This window comes from Paraglaciecola sp. 2405UD69-4, assembly GCF_047525415.1.
Taxonomy (GTDB): Bacteria; Pseudomonadota; Gammaproteobacteria; order Enterobacterales; family Alteromonadaceae; genus Paraglaciecola.
In genome coordinates this window covers 43,970-68,224 of record NZ_JBLIXM010000003.1, presented here as the reverse complement: position 1 = coordinate 68,224, position 24,255 = coordinate 43,970, and the positions used below count along the sequence as shown (strand labels likewise).

Below are 24,255 nucleotides of genomic sequence, written 5' to 3'. Positions count from 1 at the left end.
ATTAATTATTCGCCCTGAATGCTAGAGATAAATTTATTAGACTCAGAAATAGCTGTGTTCATTTCTGACACCAATTGGTTTATTTCTTTCTTAATACCACTAAATTCACCTTGCAGTGCACCAATCGCACTAGCGTTTAAATTATGCTTTAAGTACAAAACATTATCTTTTAATGCAGATAGCACTGGAGCCATTTTACTTTCAGCTTTACGCATAGCACTCACTAAAGACTTATAATTACGCTGTGTTTCTTTCAGCTTCATTTGGCTGTCACGCTTTAGCGTTTGATTAGTGTAGGTTTCTAACTCCTCTTGCCACTCATCAAACAGAGCTTCAGCAACACTTTCAACTTTATCTATACGGCTAGTAACCGCTTCTGCCGATTCTTCACTAGCTTCATATTGGTCTTTCAACTGCTCGTAAACCTCTTGAAACTCACCGCCATTAAAGTTAATTAACTGGCTAAACTCATCCAAAGCTGAGCTAAATTGTTGCTGTGCTTCTTCTTGTGAGTCTTTCGCATCTTCAACCCGATCAACAAGAATATCCCGCTTCTCAACCCCTACTGTTTCCCAAGCCGAATAATAAGCTTTCTGCGCAGTTTGACAGCCTGCAATCATTAAAATAAATGGAACTATTAGTAACTTTTTCATTATCACCCTTTAAATTTTGCTGCGTCTATAATCGCCCAAACATGGAAGATAAACCCAAATACAGCCATAAAAAATAATATGCCTGTTGCCGCTAGGGCGTAATTAACCCATACCAATAAGAAAAAAACAATTGCAGCTAAAATCCTGCCTTGAACCAATTGTCCTAACCCTGCGATAAAAACATTACAAATTGCGGCTAATACATTGCCACCTGAACCCTGTCCTGACATTTCAAGTCTCCTATAAAATAATGTAACGGCTCTCATTAAGTAGTAAATTAAAGCAAAGCTCGGCAATTAACAAATGAGATATGTAAGACAATGCAACTTTTTCCACCAATTAAGCCTTTCAAAACCGAAATGTTAGGCGTTTCAAATGGTCATCAATTACACCTAGAGCAAACAGGAAATCCAGATGGCGTTCCTATCTTATTTTTACATGGTGGGCCAGGAGCTGGGATTTCTGAAGCATATAGGCAATTTTTCGACCCTGAACACTATAGAATCATAGGTTTTGACCAAAGAGGGTGCGGTAAATCCCAACCATTTGGTAGTTTAGAAGATAATACCAGTCAATTACTGGTACAAGATGTATTGGCTATTCAAAATCATTTAAATATAGAAAAATGGATTCTTTTTGGCGGCTCTTGGGGCTCAACCTTAGCTTTGCTAGTGGCAATAGAGCGCCCTGAAAGTATTATTGGTTTAATTTTAAGAGGAATATTTTTAGCCCGCAAAGAGGACTATAGCTGGTATTTAGACAAAAATGGTGGGGCGGCGCAGTTATTCCCCGAGTATTATCAAGCGTTTTTAGAACCCATTCAATCAAAGCTTGGCAAGCAAACTATAGTAGATGCTTACTATGATATTTTCACTAGCGATAACGAAATACAAAAAATGGCAGCCATTAAGGCTTGGTTTTTGTGGGAAGCTCGCATCAGTAAATTACATATTCAAATCAATGAAGAGCAACTCATCCCAGATGTACATAGAGCAATTAGCTTAGCCTTGTTGGAGTGCCATTATATTAAGCACCAGTGTTTTATTCCTGAAAATCACATATTAGATAACACCGCTAATATTAAAGCCCTTCCTATAACCATAATACATGGTCGGTACGACACGGTTTGTAAACTAGAGTCCGCATACTCATTGCACCAAGCATTAGACAATAGTGAACTCTCTATTATACCCGAAGCAGGTCATAGTGCTGGCGAAACAGCCACAACACAAGCCTTGTGTATAGCAGCCCGTGACATGCTGAAATTCAAAAAGGAGCAAAAATGATTGCGTTAATTCAAAGAGTTAAACATGCCAAAGTAGAAGTAAAGAGCAAAACTGTGGGTGAAATAGGACCCGGTAGCTTGGTTTTACTGGGTGTTGAAAAAGATGACGATCAAGCCAAGGCCGATAAACTATTTCAAAAAGTCATCAATTATCGAATGTTTTCAGACGACAGTGGCAAGATGAACTTAAACGTTCAACAAATAAAAGGAGAACTACTTATTGTTTCTCAGTTTACCTTAGTCGCAGATACAAAGAGTGGTAACAGGCCCAGCTTTTCAAAAGGAGCCTCTCCCGAAAAAGGTCTAAACCTTTACAATTATTTTGTTAATAAATGCCGTAATAGCGATGTGAATTGCCAAACTGGAGAGTTTGGAGCTGATATGCAGGTATCTCTATTAAACGATGGCCCGGTTACATTTCAGTTACAAGTATAATTTGCCGCTTACCAGCTTTTACGCTTTAATACCCTACTGGTTTAGAGAATGCTTCTTAACTAGCATTTAACGAGAAATATCTAAATTCAGATATTCGGACTGGAAACCTTATATGTATAAAATTGAACAACCTACTACTGAACAGGACTACGAAGAATATTTTACATTTCGTTGGAAAGTATTGCGTGCGCCATGGAATTTTCCAGTTGGCTCAGAAAAAGACGAATATGAGCAAGTAAGTGAACATAGACTGATTAGAAACACCCAAGGTGAAGTGATCGCCATTGGTCGTGTGCATATGAATACAGCTGAAGAAGCACAAGTTAGGCATGTTGCCGTAGAAAAGGCCTACCAAGGTAAAGGGCTAGCAAGCATGCTAGTGGCATCGCTAGAGTCTGTAGCTAGAGCCGAAGGTGCTATCCGTATTGTCACAAACAGCACTGAGCAATCAATCCCGTTTTTTCAAAGTATGGGATTTGTTATTGAGAGTGAAACACCAAATGAGTTAGGTGAGCAACAAAGACAACAAATGGTTAAACGCCTGATTGATCCCAATATACTCACTATGCATCCCAAATGGTGTAAATTACTTCAAGATACTTGGCACGACACCATACCAATTAGTGAACAAATGGGTATTAAGTTACACCAGTATACTGGTAGGACATTAGAGTCTAGGGCTTCGCTAAACAAAAACATCAACTTACACGGCACAATGTTCGCTGGCAGTATTTTTTCTTTAGCAACCTTAACGGGTTGGGGAATGATTTTTCTGCAATTAAAAGAGAAGGGGCTAGAAGGAGAGATTGTGTTGGGTGATGGCAATATTCATTATCATAAACCTATCACTATGCAGCCCAGAGCCTTATGCAATATTGAGTCTTTGTCAGGAAAGTTTGAGGCATTACTCAATAACAAAAAGTGCCATATAAAGTTAAGTGTTGCAATTTTAGATGGTGATAATGCCGTTGCCGAATTCACTGGAGACTTTTGGGTACTTCCCTCTTCTCAGCCACAATCTTAAATAAAACCCACAAAAAAAGCCCTAAATAGGGCTTTTTTTCAAACTAAAGTGTATGACTTAAGCAGCCATAGCATTTTGTAATTTTTTCATCGCATTCTTTTCTATTTGGCGCACACGCTCTGCAGATACTTGATATTTATCTGCTAAATCTTGCAATGTAGTTTTATCATCTGACAACCAACGAGTCTGAATAATATGTTGACTACGCTCATCCAAGGTTTTAATTGCAGCATACAATCTACCAGATGCATTAGCGTCCCAGTCATTATTAATAACATCAGTTTCTACGTCAGCAGACTTATCTTCTAAAAACTGAACAGGTGCAAAACTGCCACTTTCATCGTCATCAGCTGACAAATCAAAAGCCTGATCTTGGCTGCTCATACGCGCTTCCATCTGCAAGACTTCTTTAGTGCTAACACCCAACTCTTCCGCTACTTTTTGCACTTCAGCGTGAGTAAACCAACCTAAGCGCTTTTTATTCTTACGCAGATTAAAGAAAAGTTTACGCTGAGCTTTAGTTGTCGCAACTTTAACAATTCGCCAATTACGTAATACAAATTCATGGATTTCGGCTTTTATCCAATGCACAGCGAAAGATACCAATCTCACACCAACAGTAGGATCAAAACGTTTAACAGCTTTCATCAGGCCAATATTACCTTCTTGAATCAAGTCAGCCTGAGGTAACCCATATCCAGAATAAGATTTAGCTATGTGCACAACAAAACGTAGATGAGACATAATAAGCTTTCTTGCAGCTTGTAAATCACCATCTTCTTGTAAACGCTCAGCAAGACTACGTTCATCCTCAGCTGACAGCATATCAATACCACTTACCGCCTGAACGTAAGTTTCAATACTACCTGTTTGAGGGACAGTTAATGTCAATGTCCGTAAATCTGTACTCATAGTGACCTCCGATTACACAATAGCTCGCGATTTTATCAAAAAAAAAAGCCCCCTGCGACTCAAATAATAGCCAAATGGTCTATTAATTTTAAAGGCTCCCAATACTAGACCGTTAAATTGGTAAATAATTCCATGGCCACTTAAATTCTAACGAGGCCTTGCTAACAATAGTTCACTTTACCATCGACCTTTATAGCAAAACTATTTTAATAAATTGTGACAATCCAACAGTAATATTGTGTCGAACATCAATGCCTTTGGCATAAAATATACACTTGATAAAATCACGCGCTACTGTATTAATGTTTTTTTTGCTTGTAAAATGACTGAGATCAGTCTTTTACTCAAAAGCATCAAATACGCTTTGTATACTTTTGAAAAATATAAAAACAGATAGGAATGACATGTTTGCCTTTGTAGCTCGACAACCGATATTGGATAAAGAAAAGAGTGTTTTCGCCTATGAGCTTTTATTTAGGGATGGCAAAAATAACTACTACCCCCACTTAGAAAGAGATGAGTCAACCAATAAGCTAATCGCCAAACGATATCAAACTCTCGATTTGGATGATATTTCTTGCAACAAAATGTCTTTTATCAACTTCCAATCTGAAACTCTGCTAAATGGTTTGCCACAATCTCTAAACCCTGAAAATGTAGTGGTAGAGCTGGCTGCCAACAGCTACGATCCAGAAAAATTATTGCAGCTGTGTAAACATGTTAAAACTTTAGGCTATAAAATCGCCTTAGATGGCTACCAACTTAGCAATAAAAAACAAGAGCACTTACGTTTTGTGGATATGGTTAAAGTAAATACCCATCGAGGTGATTACGAAGAATTCTCTAGTAACGTTAATCAATTAATAGAGCAAAATGTCAAACTTATAGCCGACAAAGTTGAAACCCAAGAAAGCTTTAATATTTTTAAAGAAATTGGCTTTGACTATTTTCAAGGTTACTTTTTTGCTCGCCCAGAATCCATTTCTCAAGGCCATCTCCCAACATCAAAACTAACTTTAGTAGAGCTAATGGGTGCAAGTTCTAGCGAGTCGTTCGACATTGAAAGTATTAATAGTATCGTAGAGCAGGATGTTGGCTTATCTTACATGCTACTCAGGTTTATCAATAACCCAATGATAAACAAACGCTACAAAATCACTTCACTACGCCATGCTTTAAATTATATGGGTGAAGTTGAAATTAAAAAGTTTATCGCTTTGCTTGCCTTAACCAACTTGTCTGATGACAAGCCTATGGAGCTTATACATTTATCCCTAGTACGCGCTAAGTTTTGTGATTTAGTGGGAATAGAAAAAAATATTGGTAGCAACCCGCCAACTGCATTTCTAGTAGGGTTATTTTCATTAATTGATGCACTACTTGACCAAGATATGAAATCTTTACTTGATAAGTTACCACTGGTTGACGAAGTCAAAGACGCTCTATGTGGTAGCCAAAATGACTTATCTCTGTATTTATTATTAGTAAAAGCATTTGAAAGTGGCAACTGGTTAAAGGTAATACGTATATCTAAAATTTTAGAAGTAGACCAAAAGCTGCTACATAGCCTATTCAACGAAGCTATTTTATGGGGCAATGGAGTACGTAATTCTATTTCTCCGCACTTCCCAGAGTCAAAGCCTTAAATATTTATTCCCCTTAGATGGACATCATGTAGTTGAGCAATAAACGCCCATGAATAAAATGATCAAACAGCATATTGTTGTGGCTCAGAATGCATCTGGCCGCAATATGAATGTCCCTCTTTATCGCTTTATTGGAGCCAAGCCTGGGCCCAAAGTATATATTCAAAGCTCAATACATGGCGCTGAAGTTCAAGGTAATGTCGTCATTTATCAATTGATACAATACCTAAAGCATATGCCTTTGAATGGTGAAATAATTTTAGTACCTAACTGTAACCCTGTAGGTACTAACATTAAGGCAGGAGAATATACATTAGGACGTTTTGACCCAGTAAACGGAACAAATTGGAACCGTGGATATTTTTACGACCAAGCTTTGATTCATCAATTTGCTGAAAGTATCGAAAACCACGAATCAGTAGATTCTATTAAAAGTCGTTTTAGAGAGAAAATTAAAGCACAATTACAACAAAAACTTGATGAAACATGGGGAATAGGCCTAGCACAGCGACTCAACCTGAAGCTACAGCAACTCGCTTTTGATGCTGATTATGTTCTTGATCTACACAATGGGCCAGTAGCCACTAGACATATTTATGTTCCAGAATACGCGATAGAATCAGCTAAATGCTTTAATATTCCCCACGTCATCCTAATCCCTCAAGTGTTCTCAGGTGCTTTAGACGAAGCAACATTTTGTCCATGGTGGTTATTATCGGACTTAGTCAGCGCAAAACGTCAAAAAGCAGTTAACTTTGAAGTTGAAGCTTTTACCCTAGAAATGGGAAGCCAAGAAGTCGTTAATTTTACTGAAGGTGAATATGACGCAAAAAGCATCCTCGCATTTTTAACGGCTAAAAAGTGTTTAACTTCAGGGGGCATCTCTGCGGAGCGTATCACACGTAAGGCAGTGTATCTAAAAGACTATAAAATTCTGTACACACAAGAGGGAGGGATAGTTGAATACGTTGCAAAACCGGGGGAGCATATCGCCCAAGGTCAACTGCTGGCTAAAGTATTAAACGTTGATAATTTAGATAATGAAATGGCTACCAGTGATATTCTTGCACCCTGCGATCTAATCCCCATTTTACACTTTCCATCAGCCTCGGTACTAAGCGGAACGCAGCTTTACAAGTGCTTCACTCACTACTTTGAACTGTAACTTTATCTTAGCGGTTCATAGACAACATAATGCGCTTATTATTGTTAAGCTGTGTCATAACCTGACTAGCTAATGCCATAAAACTCGCTTTTTCTTTTGCTGCAATTGGTGCAGCTTTAGGCAAACTCACAGTACGGGGGTTTCTATGTACACCGTTTACCAAAAACTCATAGTGTAAATGAGGCGCTTGTGACATTCCGGTTGAGCCAACATAGCCAATAGTTTGCCCTTGCTTTACTCGTTGACCTCTTTTAACTGCACGCTTTGAAAAATGCAGATACTTAGTCACAATACCATTAGGATGTTGAATAAAAACGTAGTTACCATTGTACTTATTGTAGGCTGAATGAGTTACTTTACCATCACCGGAAGCAACTACTGGCGTACCAGTATTGGCTCGATAGTCAGTGCCGTTATGAGGTTTAACGCGTTTTTGAATAGGGTGAAAACGTTTAGGATTGAAGTTGGAACTAATATAGCGAAAATTAACAGGAGCCCGTAAAAAGCTTTTACGCATGCTACGCCCTTCGGCAGTATAGTAGTTTCCATCCGTGTAGCGAATAGCAGTATAGGTATCACCTTGATTAATAAACTGAGCAGCAACTATATTGCCATTACCAATAAATTCGCCATCTATGTAACGCTCTTCAAAGGTAACAAAAAACTGATCCCCTGCTCGCACTCCTAAAGCAAAATCAATGTCCCAGCCAAAAATATTAGCAAGACTCATAATTTGATTATCACTTAAGTTTGCTTTAAGTCCTGCATTCCAAAAACTATTAACAATTTCGCCCTGTGCATAGTTTAATCTTGTGTCCACTTTTTTGCTTTGGACTTTACTAACAAAGTTATCATTCTCATCATGTTCGATAACCAATGTTTCAGTATTTGAAAATGGATATACTAATGAAATCAGCTTGCCAGACTTGTCAATTTCTAAGTCGAGTGATTGCCCTGGCTTCATGCTTAGTAGTTTTTTAGCATGCTCTCCTGCTTTACTTACATGATAGGTATCTTGGGGTGTTAAACCTGCTCTTTGGAAAATCATGGCAAGATTATCACCTTTACTCACCACAAAAGACTGAACCTCATTTAGCTCTTCAAGACCAGAAAAGTCGTTAATAGGGAGGTTATCAAAGTTAACAGCAAGGTCGTAACGTTTGCCGACCTCGAGAGTGGCAGCTGTATTTTTATAAGCACTAACAGGGTCTGAAGGAAAAAGGAATAAAAGGCATAAAAATGCTGCAACAGATGAGATCATCCATTTATGGGGTTTTGGTATATTTTTAAAGGACTTAGTGATCACAGAAACATAGTTTAATTATAAGCTTAACAACAGAATATATGGATTACATAGGATTTTCCAGCACTAGCCCTGATTTTAATCATTTATAGAATATCTCTTAAACCAAGGAGTTATTTGGAATAATACCTATTACCCTTTCATTGCAAGAGCTTGGCAAGTAAAATACGACACAATAGATAAACACTCGATAAATTTACAAGGTTACATAAATGTCAGATTGGCAAAATGCAATGGCTGAGATACAGCGCGGCGCTGAAGAAATATTATTAGAAGACGAACTTATTGCCAAATTGAAAGAAGGCAAACCTTTAAAAATAAAAGCAGGGTTTGATCCCACGGCCCCGGACCTTCACCTTGGCCACACTGTTTTAATTAATAAGTTACGAGTTTTCCAACAATTAGGCCATGAAGTAATATTCTTAATAGGGGATTTTACCGGCATGATTGGCGACCCGACCGGCAAAAATGTAACACGAAAACCGCTTACGAAAGAAGACGTTCTTGCCAATGCTGAAACATACAAAGAACAAGTTTTCAAAATTCTTGATCCAGAAAAAACCACTATTCGTTTCAACTCAGAGTGGATGGAACAATTAGGTGCTGCTGGCATGATAAAACTTGCCGCTAACCAGACAGTGGCGCGTATGTTAGAAAGAGACGACTTTAAGAAACGTTATGCAGGTGGACAACCCATTGCTATCCATGAATTCTTGTACCCTCTAGTGCAGGGCTGGGACTCAGTAGCGTTAAAGTCTGATGTTGAGCTAGGTGGAACCGATCAAAGATTTAATCTTTTGATGGGCCGAGAGCTTCAAAAGTCTGAAGGTCAAAGACCTCAAACAGTACTGATGATGCCATTACTAGAAGGGTTAGATGGTGTTCAAAAAATGTCTAAGTCACTAGGCAATTACATTGGCATTACCGATGCACCCAGTGAAATGTTTGGAAAGGTCATGTCCATATCAGACGTGTTAATGTGGCGTTATTACGACTTGCTTAGCTTCAAGCCTAAATCTGAAATCGATAGCCTTAAACAACAAGTAGCTGATGGAACTAACCCAAGAGACATCAAAATAGCCCTAGCGAAGGAGCTTATTGCCCGTTTTCATGATGAAACAGCTGCAGAAGCGGCACATAATGAGTTTATCCAACGCTTCCAAAAGAATGCAATTCCAGATGAAATGCCAGAGTTTGACTTCCAATTGGGAGCTGATGGCTTAGCAATTGCGAACACCTTAAAAGAAGCAAACCTTGTGAGCTCAACCTCTGAAGCAATGAGAATGATAAAGCAAGGAGCAGTTAAAATGGACGGTGAAAAAATAGCAGACACTAAACTAAGATTTACAGAAGCCACTGAAGTTGTGCTTCAAGTTGGTAAAAGGAAGTTTGCACGCGTATCTTTTAGCTAGTTCACAAAGCCTAGTTATCACTATTTGATATTGATAGCTAGGCAAATCCAACCTCGCTGTAGCACAACAGCAACACAGAGATTGAACTAACCCGTAAGCTGAGGCTCTACTATTGATTCAACCGTGTTTTCAATCGTTTCCAAGGACAGAACATCACTAGTGTTTAAGAAAAACCGCTTTTTAGTATTTTCAATTCTGGCACATGCGATCCTAATTTATATTATCGCACAGCCCGCGATGTTCTCTTCTAGACCCAAACCAAAACCACCTGAGACACTACCCATTCAAGCGCGAATAATATTTGATGTAGCACCAGTTTCTGTAGTCGAAAAGCCTCCAGTGGAAGAGCCGTTACCTGTATCTGCTGAAAAGCCATCTGTGGATGTAAATGCGCAACTAGTGGTTGATTCAAAAGATGTTGAAAAAATTATTGAAGCAGAAGTGCCCCCTCCAGCGGCTCCCGAGCCTGAACCAATACTAGACACGCCATCCGTTGAAGCTGCTCCACCTACAAAGCCAGAGAAAGCTGAAACAACAAACGAACCAGCACCTGAAACAGCGGAGACCCAAAGTCAATCATCTCAAGCGGTAGTCAACAGCCCAGTTACCAGTATGGCAAGGCGACATTTAGGAAGTTTTCAACAGCAGCAACATCAAAGAATGGCTGAACAAGCTTCTCGGCAGTTTCAAGAGTCTAAAAATGCTCCTTTTATCAATACAAAGGAGAAAGATCCTTTCATGACAGAAGATGAAAAACTTCAAGAAAGCCTTAAAGTGAGGGCAGACTGCGGAGGCACCACCAAAGCAACAGCTGCTTTATTATTAGGGTATATGGGGGGGAATATAGAATGTACCCAGCCCCCAGAAATTGATGGTTTCATTCAAAAGCGCTTGAACAAAACCCAAGATTTACCAAGACAATCGGCTACTCAAAAAAGCCAATCCGCATTATCTAAATCTATAGTGGTTCAAGACAAATAACCTAACTATCGAACACTAGTGACATGTTTAATGTTTGCTACACATGGCTACTATTTCCCGAAGATCTTTTGCCATAAGGTTTTAGGCTTTTCTGGCACGGTAGACTCACCCGTACATTTTTTAGGAATGGCAGGCAGCGCCTCGGTAATAACTGGCACGCTAAAAGTATCAGTACATCCAGCTCTACTTAAATGCCCAGTTTCATTATCAAAATGGGCAATACCTAATCCTTGTGGAAAACGCCGCACTAAAGACTTAGGCTCTTGTTGAAGCTGATAGGCAATAAACAACTGCATGGCTCCACTAGCACCGCTTAAATTAACTGGCTCATTATTATCTTTTCCAATCCAACTGGTCACCAAGATATTTTTATCAAAACCACTAAACCAACTATCTCGATAATCGTCAGTTGTACCGGTTTTACCTGCCATATTTACATTAGGAAATTTAGCTCTAACGGATTTTGCCGTACCTTCAAGGGTGACTTTATGTAGGGCATAATTCAGCAAGTAAGTTGCCTTGTCATCAACCCTTTGCTGCGGCGCTACGTCAAAATTCCAAAGCAGTGCATTATTTGGAGACATAATAGCTGTAATCGAATGCAAAGGAATATATTGCCCATTATTCGCCATGGTTTGGTACATTTGGTTTACTTGCAAAGGAGAAAAATTAACCGCCCCTAAGGTTAATGCTGGGTACAACTCAACCTCTTCTTCAACTCCTAATCGCCAAATCGTATCTGCAATTGTATCTAAACCTAAGTTCATTCCTAGAATAACAGTAGGAACATTCAGCGAGCGGCTAAGAGCCGTCACTAAAGGCACCTTACCATGGAACTTCTTGTCATAATTTTGCGGCTCCCAGATCTTTCCATGGGTGCTCTTTAATTTTATGGGTTCATCTGTGATATGGGTTGCCAAGTTATAAGCTTCAGGCTGTTCTAAAGCTGTTAAATAAATTACTGGTTTTATCAAAGAGCCTATCGAGCGCTTTGCATCTAACGCCCTATTAAAGCCGGCATAGTCTGTGTTACGCCCACCTACAATTGAGCGTATTTCTCCAGTATCGATATCCGACACAATCATAGCGGCTTCAAAGCCAACCTTACCTAATCGCTTCTCTTGCTTTGCTACGCCTTTTGATACAGCGAGCTCAGCCTTTACTTGGGCATTAGAGTCTAGAGTGGTGAATACTTTTAATCCTGACTGACGTATATCGGGGTTATCTAAAACCTGTCTAAGCTCCCTACGAACTTGGTCCATAAAGGCTGGGTGTTTATCTTTCTTTAAACTAGCACCTGATGCTAGGTTAATCGGTAGAGCCAATGCCGACTGATATTCATTTGGAGATAATAAGTTGTCATCTAACATTAGCCTTAAAACAATATTACGCCTTTCTTTGACTCTCTCTGGATACTTACGAGGGTTGTAATAAGACGGCCCCTTTATGATCCCCACTAAGGTTGCCACTTCATCAACACTAAGCTCATTTAATGGACGGTCATAATAAAAGTAACTTGCCAGACCAAAACCAAATACCCCAGTATCGCCGTTTTGCCCTAAAAACACTTCATTTAAATACGCTTCTAGAATCACCTCTTTGCTATAACGGGCATCAATTATGACAGCCATCATTGCTTCTTTAATCTTACGTGTAATGGTTTGCTCTCGGGTTAAGAACAAATTTTTAACTAATTGTTGAGTAAGGGTACTTCCCCCTTGAACAGTACGGCCAGCTGATATATTGGCCAGCAATGCTCGCATAATTGATAAAGGTGCCACTCCAAAATGGTCATAAAAATCTTTATCTTCTACCGCAACCAAGGCTTGAGTAAGTAGCGGTGGAACATTATTTATCTGCACCAGCATTCGATCTTCACGGCCACTACTCACTAGGCGTGTAACCAGCCATGGCTCTAGATAAAAATCTGTTAAAGGCCTACCAGTATCTAAACTTTGAATATCACTAATACGCCCATTACTTAAGGTAATTTCAATATTACGTAATGGCTCAGTCCCGTGGGGGAAGTCGAACATTCGCCTTTGAATTCGTATCTTTTGACCTAAGGTTTGATACTCTCCAGAACTATCAGCCCGCGTAACTCGCCTGTAACCAAGCAGGACCAACTCTTCTTCTATCTCTTTGATACTAATCTCTTGTTTAAGCTCTAAATGCATAGGGCGGGCATATATCTGGGCTGGTACCTGCCATTTATTACCTTCAAAGGTATGTCTAATTTGGGCATCGAGGTACACACCATATGTACCGATCACAATTACTAAAATGAGCAATAGTTTTTTCCAGTGTCGTAATAACCAACTGAATGGGTTGAATCTGTGCCACTTTGAAACTACAGGCTTGCTTTTGCTAGAGGTTTTTTTAGGCTTTTTTCGAGAGGTTTTAGTCATTTGCTACGCATGAAATCTTGTCAAAGTTAATACATATTTTTATGTGGCTAGCTTATCCAAATTAATAAACAATTACTGCTTTAATTAACGTACAAATTAACATTCAGCATATTGAAATAAGATTGCAAATATAATTGGGTTAAAAAACAAACCAAGACTACTTGGCATAACACTAAGACAAGCTGCCCATTTTTTTCTTAGTGCGAGTAGTAGGAGGTGCATTAGCAGGATCATCTGGCCAAAAATGCTTTTGATATCGCCCTTTCATCTCTTTTTGTACCGCTTTGTAGCTACCCTGCCAAAAGCCAGCCAAATCCTGAGTAGTTTGCAACGGACGCCCAGCTGGGGATAAAAGTTCAAGGTGCAAAGGAATTTTACCATTGCCAATACATGGAGTATCAGCCAGGCCATAAACCTCTTGCATACGTACCGATAGTTTAACTTGCCCAGTGGCTAAATAACTAAGCTGTATATTACTGCCACTTGGCACCTTGTAACGCTCAGGCATTAATTGCTGCAGGGTATTCAAACTCCCCCAGTCCATAGTAGATACCAACATTTCGTAAAAATTTTTCTTAGTGAGAGCTTGCCATGAATAAACCCCATCAAGGTAAGGCAGCAACCAAGAGTCCATGGTTAACGTTAAGCCTTCATCACTCATATCAGGCAATGGAAGTGTTGGCATGAGTTTTTTAGCAAGCTGTACACGTTGAATTAATTGCAGTGCCTTTTCCTCAAAAGGTAAGTTCATCACTCCCTTTGAACTAATAACTTGCTTCCAGGTGGCGGATACGTCCTCTGGTGAAGGTTTTGGCAAAGCTTGCTTTACAATACTTATCGCCCCTAAAGTACATTCCCTTTGAGCAATAATTGTATTTTTGTTTTCGTTCCAGCTTACTTTTTCATGCCATTGGATCAGCTTATTATGATGTTCCTCAATTTGCTCAAATGAAATAACCTCGGCTAAAGCCACATTTACATCACCACTGGTTTTATCAGTGCTAAACATACTTGCGAGAACAATCCACTTACTTCCAACTAAACTGTCTTCTTCTTTTAATTGCACCCCAGTTCCATTTGCCAATAAATAACGTTTGTTGCTAGTCTGAAAACCGATCCATTGTGGAAAAGCAAAGCTTAACAACAAACCAATATCGTGAACTGGCCAAGTATTAGAAACTGCGCAAGCTCCCCGTTTATGCCAGTATCTGATTGTTTGCCATATAAGGTGGGAGTGATTGTTTTGAATAAACTCAACACGCTTACTAAGTTGTGCACTAGTGTCACCTTTTAGAGGATCTTTACTCTCTATAATGGCCGCTATGGCACAGGCTAAACTGAGGTGAGAGTCGCTGATTTCAGCACTTTTAATTATCATATTTGCGATCCCAGCAGTTCCACCCAGTTTATGGATATCTTTACCTAAGCTGGTAACCCGTAAACTTTGATCTAGTACTCCCAACTTTTGTAGCAAATTAGTACCTTGGTTAATTTGGGCATCACTTGGTTTATCTGTTAATTTCAAGTCTTGGATTTTGCCTCCCCAAATGGCAGTTTCTAATATGAATTGACTCATATCACTGATTAATATCTCTGGGGTAGATTGTTTTGGCAGCCTGTCATGATGCTCTTTACTCCATAACCGATAACAGGTTCCAGCAGTTAGCCGGCCAGCTCGCCCTGCCCTTTGTGTTGCTGAGGCTTGTGATATGTTTTGGTTTTGTAAATGGGTGATACCACGGCTCAATTGAAATACAGCTTTTTTCTCAACACCGCTATCAACCACCACTTCAATCCCCTCAATGGTTAAGCTAGTTTCAGCAATATTGGTGGCAAGAATAATTTTTCGTTTATTGTTCGGATGGCGATGCAAAGCCCTCTGCTGCTCTTTTTTAGATAATTCAGAATATAAAGTTAAAACCTCAAGTTCTTCACCAAAATGTCCCCGTAATTTAGCAGCCGCTTTATTTATGTCAGCAACTCCTGGCATAAAAACTAGGCAGTCATTCTGGTGCTGAGGCATAACTTTCATTACCAAGCGGCATACTTTTTCAAATAAAGGGAGCATAGAGTGGTCTGCACTGTGTATAACCTCCACCGGGTAACTTTTACCTTGAGACTCTAACAACTTAGCTTCAGGTAATAATTTACCTAATGCAGAAACATCAAGAGTGGCGGACATAACAAGCAACCTTAAGTCGTCCCTTAATGCTTCTTGTACTTCGATACAAAGAGCTAGTGAAAAGTCAGCATGAACGCTTCTCTCATGGAATTCGTCAAAAATAACCAAACCCACCCCAGGTAATTCAGGTTGGCTTTGTAGTAAACGCGTTAAAATACCTTCGGTGACTATCTCAAGGCGAGTATTCTGGGACACTTTTACGTCACCACGAATACGGTACCCCACAGTTTGGCCAACTGGCTCACCTAGTTGACTAGACAAATAAGCCGCAATACTTCTAACCGCAAGACGCCTAGGTTGCAATAGGATTATTTTTTGTGATTTGAATATATCAAGTTTAAGTAGTGACAAAGGCAAGCAGGTCGACTTACCCGCTCCCGGAGGAGCAACCAAAATGGCATCCCCTACACTTAGTTGCTGATGTAAATCTGGAAAAATATGTTCTACAGGTAACAAGAGATATCCCTTTTATAAGAACGAGTTACTAATTCAATTGATATAGCCATGATATCAAACATCTTTGATCGGACGAGCTGAATTATATGGAAGACTCCTTCATGCTCAGAAACGTTCTGAAATAGCTATTTTAGTTCTTTACCCCCTGCTAATGGCAAGCGACAATAGCCGGCTAAGAAAGTCGAGGTTTTAAGAGTTATGCAACAAACATTTAGATTAGTTATAGATTGCCCTGATAAGTTGGGACTAGTGGCGGCAGTTAGTCAATTTTTAGCCCAGCAAAATGCCACTATCGTTGAAGCTAATCATCATACAGATCAGCAAACTAACCGTTTTTTTATGCGTCACGAAATAAGAGCTGATTCAATCAATATGAATATCGATAGTGTTAAGCAAGCATTTGCACCTATCGCTGAAAAATTTGATATGAACTGGAAAATTGTTGATTCACATAAAAAACAAAAAGTGGCGTTATTAGCCAGTCATGAGTCTCACTGCTTGATGGATATTCTGCACCGCTGGCATAGTGGCGAGCTACAGTGTGATATTCCGTGCATTATAGCTAATCACCCCCAAATGAAGCAGTTTGCAGATTGGCATAATATTCCTTTTCATTGGGTAGACTTTAAAAACCAATCTAAAGAAGCGGCCTTTGCTGAGGTGGAGAAACTAATTGAAGCCTATCAAGCCGACCTAACTGTACTTGCGCGCTTTATGCAAATCATTCCCGATCATTTATGTAAAAAATTGGCTGGTAAAGCCATTAATATCCACCATAGTTTTTTACCCTCTTTTGCCGGTGCAAAACCTTATCAGCAAGCCTATAACAGAGGTGTAAAACTAATTGGGGCCACTTGTCATTACGTTACAAGTGACTTGGATGAAGGTCCAATTATTGAACAGGAAGTCATGCGAATTAGCCATAGCGATACCGCAGCAGATATGGTGCGTAAAGGGAAGAACTGTGAAAAAACGGCCTTAGCAAATGGGGTACGCTATCATCTTGAAGATCGCGTTATTATTCATGATAACAAAACTGTGGTATTTGCTTAAATTATGGCAATTTATCTTGTGCGTCATGGTGAAACGGACGGTAACCGCAATAGGGTTTTGCAAACACCCGATACCCCCCTTTCAACACTAGGGCATCAGCAAGCCCAAGAGTTCGCTGATGCTTATAAAGATGTAGCACTCGATGCCATATTATGTAGTGATTACTTACGTACTAAACAAACTATAGAACCACTACTAAAGCTGCGATCTCACAAAGTTGTTTATGAAGCATTACTTCAAGAGCGCAGCTTTGGAGATATCCGAGGAAAAGCTTACGATGATATAGAGGGTGATTTTTTCGCAGAAGACTATGAACCACCTAATGGCGAAACTAAGCAGCAGTTTGTAGCCCGAGTAGCCAAAGCCTGGGAATATATAATTGAGTTTGCAAAAGCCCATTCTGGTGACGTATTAGTCATGACCCATGGTTTAGTGCTTCGAGAAATTGTAAATACTTACTTACATTTAAGTTCAGATTTAATATGTCTATCAGACTATCAAAATACCTGTGTAACTAAGGTCGATATGGTAGAGGGGTATACTGTTCTGACTTGGTGTGATGTGAGTCACTTATCTAAACAAACAATAGAAGGTGGCGCTGTTTAAAACAGATTTAAAAGTATCCTTTATACTGCAATTCAAGCTTGTTGTTTGTTACTTTTTTGTCCAGCGTTGAACTAAAATATTGGTTTCCATCCCAAGTTTGACTAGCTAGTGCAACTTCCCAATAATGACTATCATGCACGCCATCAATTCTTGCATTTAGTAACCATTCAGAATTTTTGGGTAAATCGAACTGCACACCTTGAGCAGTCGTAAACTCGGTAGGGGTTTGCAAAATCACTCCAAGTCCTAAGCTAACATCATGGGTAAATTGATACCTTGGAATAACAGAAAGCTCTTTTACAGAAACTCTTTGGTTGAATACCCCCCAAGAATGTCGGCCTTTTGCATAACCTACTCCCATTTCTAAAGATGTACTTTTAGTAATCGGTCGGTTAATCGAAGCGGAATAGGTAACTTGCTTACAACCAGCAAACTTGATGGCAGACTTGTCTACTCCAAATTCAATATTCTCAGAGTTGAAACTGGCTAACCACTCAATTGTAGGTTCAAGCATTTCAATATTTGCAAAACACAACTTAGGTGTTAGCACAAATATACAAAGCATTATTGTTTTCATGGTGGTACCAAAGTGGTGTTTAAGTTTTAAACACTTTAAGTCAGCCAAGTAAAATTACAGTATATTTTGAGTACTTAAAGTACAAAAACTCACACCTAAAATCGCTCAGCTACATTTTACTGAGCCCGATTAACTAGTAGTTTATTGTTGGTTTACTTACACTTAGCGAGTCAAAAGCATCATCTTTTCTATTAATTAACAATAACAGCGATGCAATTAAAATTTTATAAACGGCAGGAAAAAATGAAACAACCCTTAATTAAACTAGCAAGTGCGGCAGTGTTTATTGCTTTGAGCGCGTGTAATCTAGACTCCACAGTAAAAGAAGTACAACCCCAAGAAAACCCACTACTTGCAGAGTTTTCAGGTCCTTATGGCGGTGTACCTGCATTCGATAAAATGGATTTATCATATCTGAAACCAGCCCTTGAACAGGGCATGGCAAAAAACCTCAGCGAAATTCAAGCAATAGTGAATAACCCAAACCCAGCGACCTTTGAAAATACAATTATTCCATTAGAAAAATCCGGCTCTGAGTTAAGCAGAGTTTTTAAATATTGGGGAATTTGGAGTTCAAATTTAAGCAGTCCAGAGTTTCGAGAAATTCAAAAAGAGATGGTACCTGAATTATCAGCTTTCAGATCTAAAATTACCGGAAACGAAGCTTTATTTTCACGAGTTAAAGCCGTATTTGAAAGCGAAGAATTAAAATTCCTCACACCGGAAGAACAAAGGGTCGTATTGTTGACATATAGCAGTTTTGCCAGAAATGGAGCAACACTTAAAGGCGATGCTAAGTTACGTTATGCCGAGATTAATCAAGAGCTAGCAGGGCTACAAACACAATTCGCCAATAACGTGTTAGCAGATGAAGAAAAATATGTTCTATACCTCACTAAGGATCAACTATCGGGTTTATCAGAATCGTTAATTTCTGCTGCCGCAAGTGCCGCTACAAGTAGAGGTAAAGAAGGGCAGTATGCTATTACTAATTCACGTTCTTCAATGGACCCATTTTTAACTTATTCAGACGAGCGAGAGTTAAGAGAAAAAGTGTGGCGCACCTATTATAGCCGCGGTAATAATGGCGATGAGTTTGATAATAATGAGCTAATTAAAAAAATTCTCACTCTTAGAGATGAACGTGTCGCATTGCTTGGTTACGACAACTATTCGCAGTGGCGCTTAGAAGACCGTATGGCCAAAAACCCTGAAAACGCCATGGCACTCATGCAAAAAGTTTGGCCTGCCGCCATTGCCCGTGTTGATGAAGAAGTAGCAGATATGCAAGCTATTGCAGATGCAGAAGGTGCCAATATAAAAATAGCACCTTGGGATTATCGTTATTATGCTGAAAAAGTACGAAAGGCAAAATACGCTTTAGACTCAGATGAAGTTAAGCAGTACTTACAATTAGATAAACTTCGTGAAGCGATGTTTTATGTTGCCGGAAGACTCTTCAACTTTGAATTTACAGCCGTCCCTGAAGGTTCAGTACCAGTATTTCACCCAGACGTTAAAGTGTGGGAAGTGAAAGATAAAACAACGGGAGATCATATAGGCCTGTGGTATTTAGACCCATTTGGTCGTCCGGGTAAACGCTCTGGAGCTTGGGCAACCACTTACAGAAGCCACACCACTTTTGACGGTAAGAAAACGGTATTGTCATCTAACAACTCTAACTTTGTGAAAGGCTCAGAAGGGGAACCAACACTTATATCTTGGGATGATGCAGAAACCTACTTCCATGAGTTTGGTCATGCTTTACACTTTTTGTCTGCAACGGTTGCCTACCCAACTTCCCACTCTGGTGTCCGAGACTATACTGAGTTCCAATCTCAATTGTTAGAACGTTGGTTAACTACAGATGAAGTAATCAATAATTACCTAGTACACTACAAAACTGGTGAACCTATCCCAGCAACACTGGTAGCAAAAATCAAAAAAGCAGCCACGTTCAACGAAGGCTTTAAAACCACCGAATACATGGCGTCAGCTATCATGGACTTGCTATACCACACAACAGATCCTGCAACCATTGAACCTCAAGCATTTGAGAAAGCCCAATTGACTAAACTAGGCATGCCAGAAGAGATGGTCATGCGTCATCGCAGTACTCAGTTTGGCCATGTGTTTTCTAGTGAAGGGTACTCTTCAGGATACTACGGATACATGTGGGCTGAAGTCTTAACCTCAGATGCAGCAGAAGCCTTTGCCGAAGCCCCTGGTGGATTTTATGATAAAGAAGTCAGTGATAAGTTAGTTAAGTACTTATTCTCGATCCGCAATGCAATGGCGCCTGAAGAAGCCTATCGGTTGTTCAGGGGTAGAGATGCGAAAGTTGAAGCCCTAATGCGTGACCGCGGATTTCCGGTAACAAAGGCTAAGTCGCAATAATAAAACAAATATTTTTGGTTTTATTTGGGCTTTTTAAGCCGAGCAATTTAACCAGCAAAATTAATGGCCACTAACGTGGCCATTTATCATTCTAACTTTAGGTAAATAACTATAGTATCGCTAATTCAGATACATATAAGACTTCAGTTGGTGAACCATTTGGAGAACCGCCTAAAGGCTCTAAACTGACAGCAATCGCAGCAATGTCAAGTTCGTCGAATTCAGGGATCTTAGTCAAGGTTAACTCACCTCTTTGTGGTAATAGCCCCAAAGATATAGGTACACCACCTTGGGATGGAACCATCCACAATTGATAATCATTACTTGGCTTTGGCACTAAGTTTTTAGTGGCAACTACATCTAACGTCTTTTCATATACCTCAATCAACCATAGAGATTTATAGTCCTTATCTTGCACCACAGTAAACTGTTCAACTGTCAAAGGTAACTCCTGCTTAGGAGGAAGCATGACTAAGGCTAAAATTATAGCCGCCGCAGTCGCTACCAATGGCAGAGATTTCAATAACGTTAACCTAGGCTCTAATTTAACAACATTACTTGCTTCTGAGTTTGCGGCTTCATTGTCAAGTCGTTGAACTATTTTCTCCCAAACTATGGGATCTGGTGCAATTGGCTCTAAATGCTCGCCTAGTGCATTAAAGTGTTGCTCCCAAACATATGTTGTTTCTCTAATCTCAGGATACTGCATTATTAAAGCTTGGTAGCGTTTCCTTGCTTTACCATGCATTGTTCCAATGACGTACTCAGCTGCTAGAGCGTGTCTTGTTTCTTCAGCTAGATAGTTCATAGTCCTAAACACCTTTTAAGTAACTGAATACCTCGTCTTATTAAACTCTTAGTAGAACCTAATGGGCTATCAACATGGGTTGTTACCTCTTGGTGAGTTAGGCCGCAAAAATATGCAAGGTGGATAACTTGTTTTTGTTTGTTGTCTAACTGCTCTAAACAGTGGTCCAATTGCTTTTTATCTGCGACTTGCATATCAGATATATCCACGTCAGTTTTGTGAGTCACGTTTTCTAACCCATCTTCTTTTCTAACCTTATGATATCTGAGCATATCCAAAGCCCTGTACCTTACAATACTTATCATCCACGTCAGAACAGTCCCTCTTCCTTGGCTATAATTACCTGCATTATGCCAAATACGAATAAAGGCTTCTTGCACCGCATCTTCAGCCAACTCTTTACGGACCAAGATCTTCACGCTAACGGCGTAAAGTTGTGCACTGGTCTCTTGATATAGCTTTGCAAAAGCTTGCCTGTCTCCGGCAGCGACTTTTACCAGCAACTTTAAATGCTCTTCGTGTTCCATTTGGACTCCAATAAGTTCACATTCGATAAGCCTAACTAATTAAATAATACTCATGTTACTCACTTAGAGGGTATTACATTAATGAACGAATAACTTCGTCATTTGGATGCAAAAAAAAATTATTTCAGTGTAGGATGTGCTTTTAGCGTAACGACAGAGAATAAAGTTTGATTAGAAAACACCTTGGGTTTGCTTTAAACCTAGCAGCACTTGGGCTCTTTTTCCCAGGAGTTTTATTAACTATGTTTTCATTCGATATGGAAATGATGGTAAACCTTGGGGCTTCGGATTTAAGCTCCTCGTTAATAAACAAAGAGCTATCAATTGCCACCACTATAGAAGAGCTTTGGGAAGATGAGCGAGTATTAGTTGCGTCATTAATTTTTGCTTTTTCGGTGTGCATTCCCTTACTAAAAACTCTTTTAGTTAGTATGGCTTATTTTATGAAGAATAAAGCTCTAGAAAAAAAGCTCCTCGGTTTTGTAAGCGCTATTGGTAAGTGGTCAATGGCAGATGTATTCGTGGTGGCTATATTTTTAGCGGTTATGTCCACCAACCATGGCGACACAACTACAAGTGAGCAGTTCAACGTTTTTGGATTTAGAATTGCTCTAGACATAAGCAGCCAAACACTATCTTCTATTGGAGAAGGGTTCTATTACTTCACTGCTTATTGTTTGTTGTCACTCTTTGCTACCCAGTTAAGCTTATCTGCAAGTAGACGTGAATATACAAATTAGAGTAAAACTCACCAAGTATTTAGTAATAACTTCATTTTAAGGCATAGGTAATGACTTACTTTTTTTCCAACATAAAAGCTTTAATTACCCTGATTGTGGCCACCACTACTTTTTTATCCTGTGGTGGAAATTCTTCTCAATCACCGGATAGCGATGAACCTGTTTGGATAGCTGGACAGTTTTTGGATGAATCTGAGTACAAAGACTTATGCGCATCACCAAGAACCGAGCCTGACAGTAACGGAGATACCTTTGATGATGTTTTAGGGACGCTAATGCATGAGAAAATGTGGTTAAGATCTTGGACGAATCAAACTTACCTTTGGTACGATGAAGTTGAAGACAATGACCCCACCTCCTTTACCCTGAACGAATATTTCGAGCAATTGAAAACCCAAGAGCTAACAGAGTCTGGCTCAGCTAAGGATAACTTTCATTTTTCCCAAGCAACGGAAGAATATAATTTACGAACACAAACCGGTGTATCCTCTGGTTATGGTATTAGTTGGGAGTTTGTTAGTGCCTCCAGTCCAAGAAAATTGATAGTTCGTTACACTGAACCCAACTCTCCCGCCGATTTGGCTGGAGTAAAAAGGGGATATGAATTATCAGAAATAGATAATATTGATGTTATCAATGCTGATACCGAGTCAGAGATAGACGCTATTAACGCAGCATTATTTCCATCAGACTCAGGACAAATTTTCAATTTTGTATTCACAGACTCCTCAGATAATCAATACGCCATAGATTTAACTTCAGCTAACGTAGAGCTACAACCCGTTCAAAATGTAAAAATCATTAATACCCAACTAGGTAATATAGGGTATATGCAATTTAACTCCTTCATTAGTGCAGGCCAACAAGGACTCATTGATGGGTTCCAAGAGTTTTCAGACAATAGCGTTAGCGATCTAATATTAGATATGCGATACAACGGAGGTGGACTGCTAGCTATGGCGTCACAATTAGCCTACATGATTGCTGGAAGCTCACAAACGGCTAATGAAACATTCGAGACAACGCTTTTCAACTCTAAATCTGGCAATACTAACCCGGTAACAGGTAACCAAGTACAAGCTACACCGTTTTACACCAGAGAAATAAATTGGGATACATACCAGTTTACAGACACTAGTTTACCAACCATAGAGCTATCAAGGGTATTTATATTAACCACGGAAAATACTTGTTCAGCTAGTGAAGCTGTAATCAATGGTCTCAATGGCATAGATGTGGAAGTCATCTTAATTGGTGATACTACTTGTGGAAAACCCTATGGCTTTTACCCACAGGATAATTGCAGTACAACTTACTTCACTATTCAATTTCAAGGAGTTAATGCAAAAGGCTTTGGAGACTATGCCGATGGATTTAAACCATCCATTAGTCCTAGTTTTGAGGATGAACTTCCTGGCTGTGTGGTTACAGACGACTTTACAAATGAGCTAGGAGAAGAATCAGAACATCTATTGGCCACAGCCTTAAATTATACTGAAACCAGCCAATGCTTAACTTTTCTAGATGCCTCTTCTAGCCGTTCAAGAGCGATAGCAGGCTCTGGGGTTTCAATTAAAAGCACTAGTCCAATGTTAGACTCAATCATATTGGAAAATAAACTAATAACCGACCCTATTAGTCTACCTGCTAACCATGCTCTATAAATACATTGACTAGGAGTTAGG

General features: G+C 39.5%; 21 protein-coding genes. 12 read left to right on the top strand and 9 right to left on the bottom strand.

Annotated features, from left to right (window positions below; translation table 11 throughout):
* Positions 1 to 5: 5 nt before the first annotated feature.
* Together ACMUMK_RS12445 and ACMUMK_RS12440 are read right to left on the bottom strand one after the other, a co-directional pair.
* Positions 6 to 653: a DUF2959 domain-containing protein gene (locus tag ACMUMK_RS12445; RefSeq protein ID WP_414701466.1), complete on the bottom strand. Its 648-nt coding sequence runs from the start codon at positions 651 to 653 to the stop codon at positions 6 to 8.
* Between the two features lie 2 nt (positions 654 to 655).
* Complete coding sequence (locus ACMUMK_RS12440) at positions 656 to 883, bottom strand: hypothetical protein (RefSeq protein WP_414701465.1); 228 nt, start codon at positions 881 to 883, stop codon at positions 656 to 658.
* A gap of 90 nt (positions 884 to 973) precedes the next feature.
* Between ACMUMK_RS12440 and pip the strand changes: the two genes are divergently transcribed.
* From pip to ACMUMK_RS12425, 3 genes are all read left to right on the top strand, one after another.
* A complete protein-coding gene (pip, locus tag ACMUMK_RS12435; protein ID WP_414701464.1) occupies positions 974 to 1,939 on the top strand; it encodes a prolyl aminopeptidase in 966 nt (321 codons plus the stop codon).
* Complete coding sequence (gene dtd, locus ACMUMK_RS12430) at positions 1,936 to 2,373, top strand: D-aminoacyl-tRNA deacylase (protein WP_414701463.1); 438 nt, start codon at positions 1,936 to 1,938, stop codon at positions 2,371 to 2,373. Before pip ends, dtd begins: the two co-directional genes overlap by 4 nt.
* 112 nt (positions 2,374 to 2,485) lie before the next feature.
* Complete coding sequence (locus ACMUMK_RS12425; protein WP_414701462.1) at positions 2,486 to 3,397, top strand: YiiD C-terminal domain-containing protein; 912 nt, start codon at positions 2,486 to 2,488, stop codon at positions 3,395 to 3,397.
* 57 nt (positions 3,398 to 3,454) lie between these two features.
* On the opposite strand, the gene rpoH is transcribed toward ACMUMK_RS12425, so the two are convergent.
* Positions 3,455 to 4,309 (bottom strand): RNA polymerase sigma factor RpoH, encoded by an 855-nt coding sequence (gene rpoH / locus ACMUMK_RS12420; protein WP_414701461.1) that lies wholly within the window; start codon positions 4,307 to 4,309, stop codon positions 3,455 to 3,457.
* A gap of 404 nt (positions 4,310 to 4,713) precedes the next feature.
* Between rpoH and ACMUMK_RS12415 the strand changes: the two genes are divergently transcribed.
* Together ACMUMK_RS12415 and ACMUMK_RS12410 are read left to right on the top strand one after the other, a co-directional pair.
* The gene (locus ACMUMK_RS12415) at positions 4,714 to 5,955 is read left to right on the top strand and encodes an EAL and HDOD domain-containing protein (RefSeq protein ID WP_414701460.1); all 1,242 of its coding nucleotides are present in this window, start codon (positions 4,714 to 4,716) and stop codon (positions 5,953 to 5,955) included.
* 49 nt (positions 5,956 to 6,004) lie between these two features.
* Entirely contained in the window at positions 6,005 to 7,120 is a 1,116-nt protein-coding gene (locus ACMUMK_RS12410) for a succinylglutamate desuccinylase/aspartoacylase family protein (protein ID WP_414701459.1), read from the top strand.
* Between the two features lie 7 nt (positions 7,121 to 7,127).
* Here ACMUMK_RS12410 and ACMUMK_RS12405 read toward each other — a convergent pair whose 3' ends face one another.
* On the bottom strand, positions 7,128 to 8,426 hold the full coding sequence (locus ACMUMK_RS12405; RefSeq protein ID WP_414701458.1) for a peptidoglycan DD-metalloendopeptidase family protein: 1,299 nt from the start codon (positions 8,424 to 8,426) through the stop codon (positions 7,128 to 7,130).
* A gap of 209 nt (positions 8,427 to 8,635) precedes the next feature.
* Here ACMUMK_RS12405 and tyrS point away from each other — a divergent pair, with 209 nt between their 5' ends.
* Positions 8,636 to 9,835, top strand: a complete 1,200-nt coding sequence (gene tyrS, locus ACMUMK_RS12400) for a tyrosine--tRNA ligase (protein ID WP_414701457.1) — start codon at positions 8,636 to 8,638, stop codon at positions 9,833 to 9,835.
* Positions 9,836 to 9,994: 159 nt separating this feature from the next.
* Complete coding sequence (locus ACMUMK_RS12395) at positions 9,995 to 10,816, top strand: hypothetical protein (RefSeq protein ID WP_414701456.1); 822 nt, start codon at positions 9,995 to 9,997, stop codon at positions 10,814 to 10,816.
* A 50-nt stretch (positions 10,817 to 10,866) separates the two neighbouring features.
* Here ACMUMK_RS12395 and mrcB read toward each other — a convergent pair whose 3' ends face one another.
* Both mrcB and hrpB read right to left on the bottom strand, forming a co-directional pair.
* On the bottom strand, positions 10,867 to 13,224 hold the full coding sequence (gene mrcB, locus ACMUMK_RS12390) for a penicillin-binding protein 1B (protein ID WP_414701455.1): 2,358 nt from the start codon (positions 13,222 to 13,224) through the stop codon (positions 10,867 to 10,869).
* Between the two features lie 172 nt (positions 13,225 to 13,396).
* Positions 13,397 to 15,862: an ATP-dependent helicase HrpB gene (gene hrpB / locus ACMUMK_RS12385; RefSeq protein ID WP_414701454.1), complete on the bottom strand. Its 2,466-nt coding sequence runs from the start codon at positions 15,860 to 15,862 to the stop codon at positions 13,397 to 13,399.
* A gap of 198 nt (positions 15,863 to 16,060) precedes the next feature.
* Here hrpB and purU point away from each other — a divergent pair, with 198 nt between their 5' ends.
* Complete coding sequence (gene purU, locus ACMUMK_RS12380) at positions 16,061 to 16,915, top strand: formyltetrahydrofolate deformylase (protein WP_414701453.1); 855 nt, start codon at positions 16,061 to 16,063, stop codon at positions 16,913 to 16,915.
* Positions 16,916 to 16,918: 3 nt separating this feature from the next.
* Positions 16,919 to 17,521, top strand: a complete 603-nt coding sequence (locus tag ACMUMK_RS12375; protein ID WP_414701452.1) for a histidine phosphatase family protein — start codon at positions 16,919 to 16,921, stop codon at positions 17,519 to 17,521.
* Positions 17,522 to 17,528: 7 nt separating this feature from the next.
* Here the strand turns inward: ACMUMK_RS12375 and ACMUMK_RS12370 are convergent, their stop codons facing one another.
* Positions 17,529 to 18,098 carry a hypothetical protein gene (locus ACMUMK_RS12370; protein ID WP_414701451.1) on the bottom strand — a complete coding sequence of 190 codons (570 nt, stop codon included), beginning with the start codon at positions 18,096 to 18,098 and terminating at the stop codon, positions 17,529 to 17,531.
* A 243-nt stretch (positions 18,099 to 18,341) separates the two neighbouring features.
* Between ACMUMK_RS12370 and ACMUMK_RS12365 the strand changes: the two genes are divergently transcribed.
* Entirely contained in the window at positions 18,342 to 20,495 is a 2,154-nt protein-coding gene (locus tag ACMUMK_RS12365) for a M3 family metallopeptidase (protein ID WP_414701450.1), read from the top strand.
* 109 nt (positions 20,496 to 20,604) lie between these two features.
* On the opposite strand, the gene ACMUMK_RS12360 is transcribed toward ACMUMK_RS12365, so the two are convergent.
* Both ACMUMK_RS12360 and ACMUMK_RS12355 read right to left on the bottom strand, forming a co-directional pair.
* The gene (locus ACMUMK_RS12360) at positions 20,605 to 21,303 is read right to left on the bottom strand and encodes an anti-sigma factor domain-containing protein (RefSeq protein ID WP_414701449.1); all 699 of its coding nucleotides are present in this window, start codon (positions 21,301 to 21,303) and stop codon (positions 20,605 to 20,607) included.
* Positions 21,300 to 21,830: a sigma-70 family RNA polymerase sigma factor gene (locus tag ACMUMK_RS12355; RefSeq protein ID WP_414701448.1), complete on the bottom strand. Its 531-nt coding sequence runs from the start codon at positions 21,828 to 21,830 to the stop codon at positions 21,300 to 21,302. The genes ACMUMK_RS12360 and ACMUMK_RS12355 overlap by 4 nt, the downstream gene beginning before the upstream one ends.
* Before the next feature lie 167 nt (positions 21,831 to 21,997).
* Here ACMUMK_RS12355 and ACMUMK_RS12350 point away from each other — a divergent pair, with 167 nt between their 5' ends.
* On the top strand, positions 21,998 to 22,570 hold the full coding sequence (locus ACMUMK_RS12350) for a paraquat-inducible protein A (RefSeq protein ID WP_414701447.1): 573 nt from the start codon (positions 21,998 to 22,000) through the stop codon (positions 22,568 to 22,570).
* Positions 22,571 to 22,620: 50 nt separating this feature from the next.
* Positions 22,621 to 24,234: a S41 family peptidase gene (locus ACMUMK_RS12345; protein WP_414701446.1), complete on the top strand. Its 1,614-nt coding sequence runs from the start codon at positions 22,621 to 22,623 to the stop codon at positions 24,232 to 24,234.
* Positions 24,235 to 24,255 lie beyond the last annotated feature (21 nt).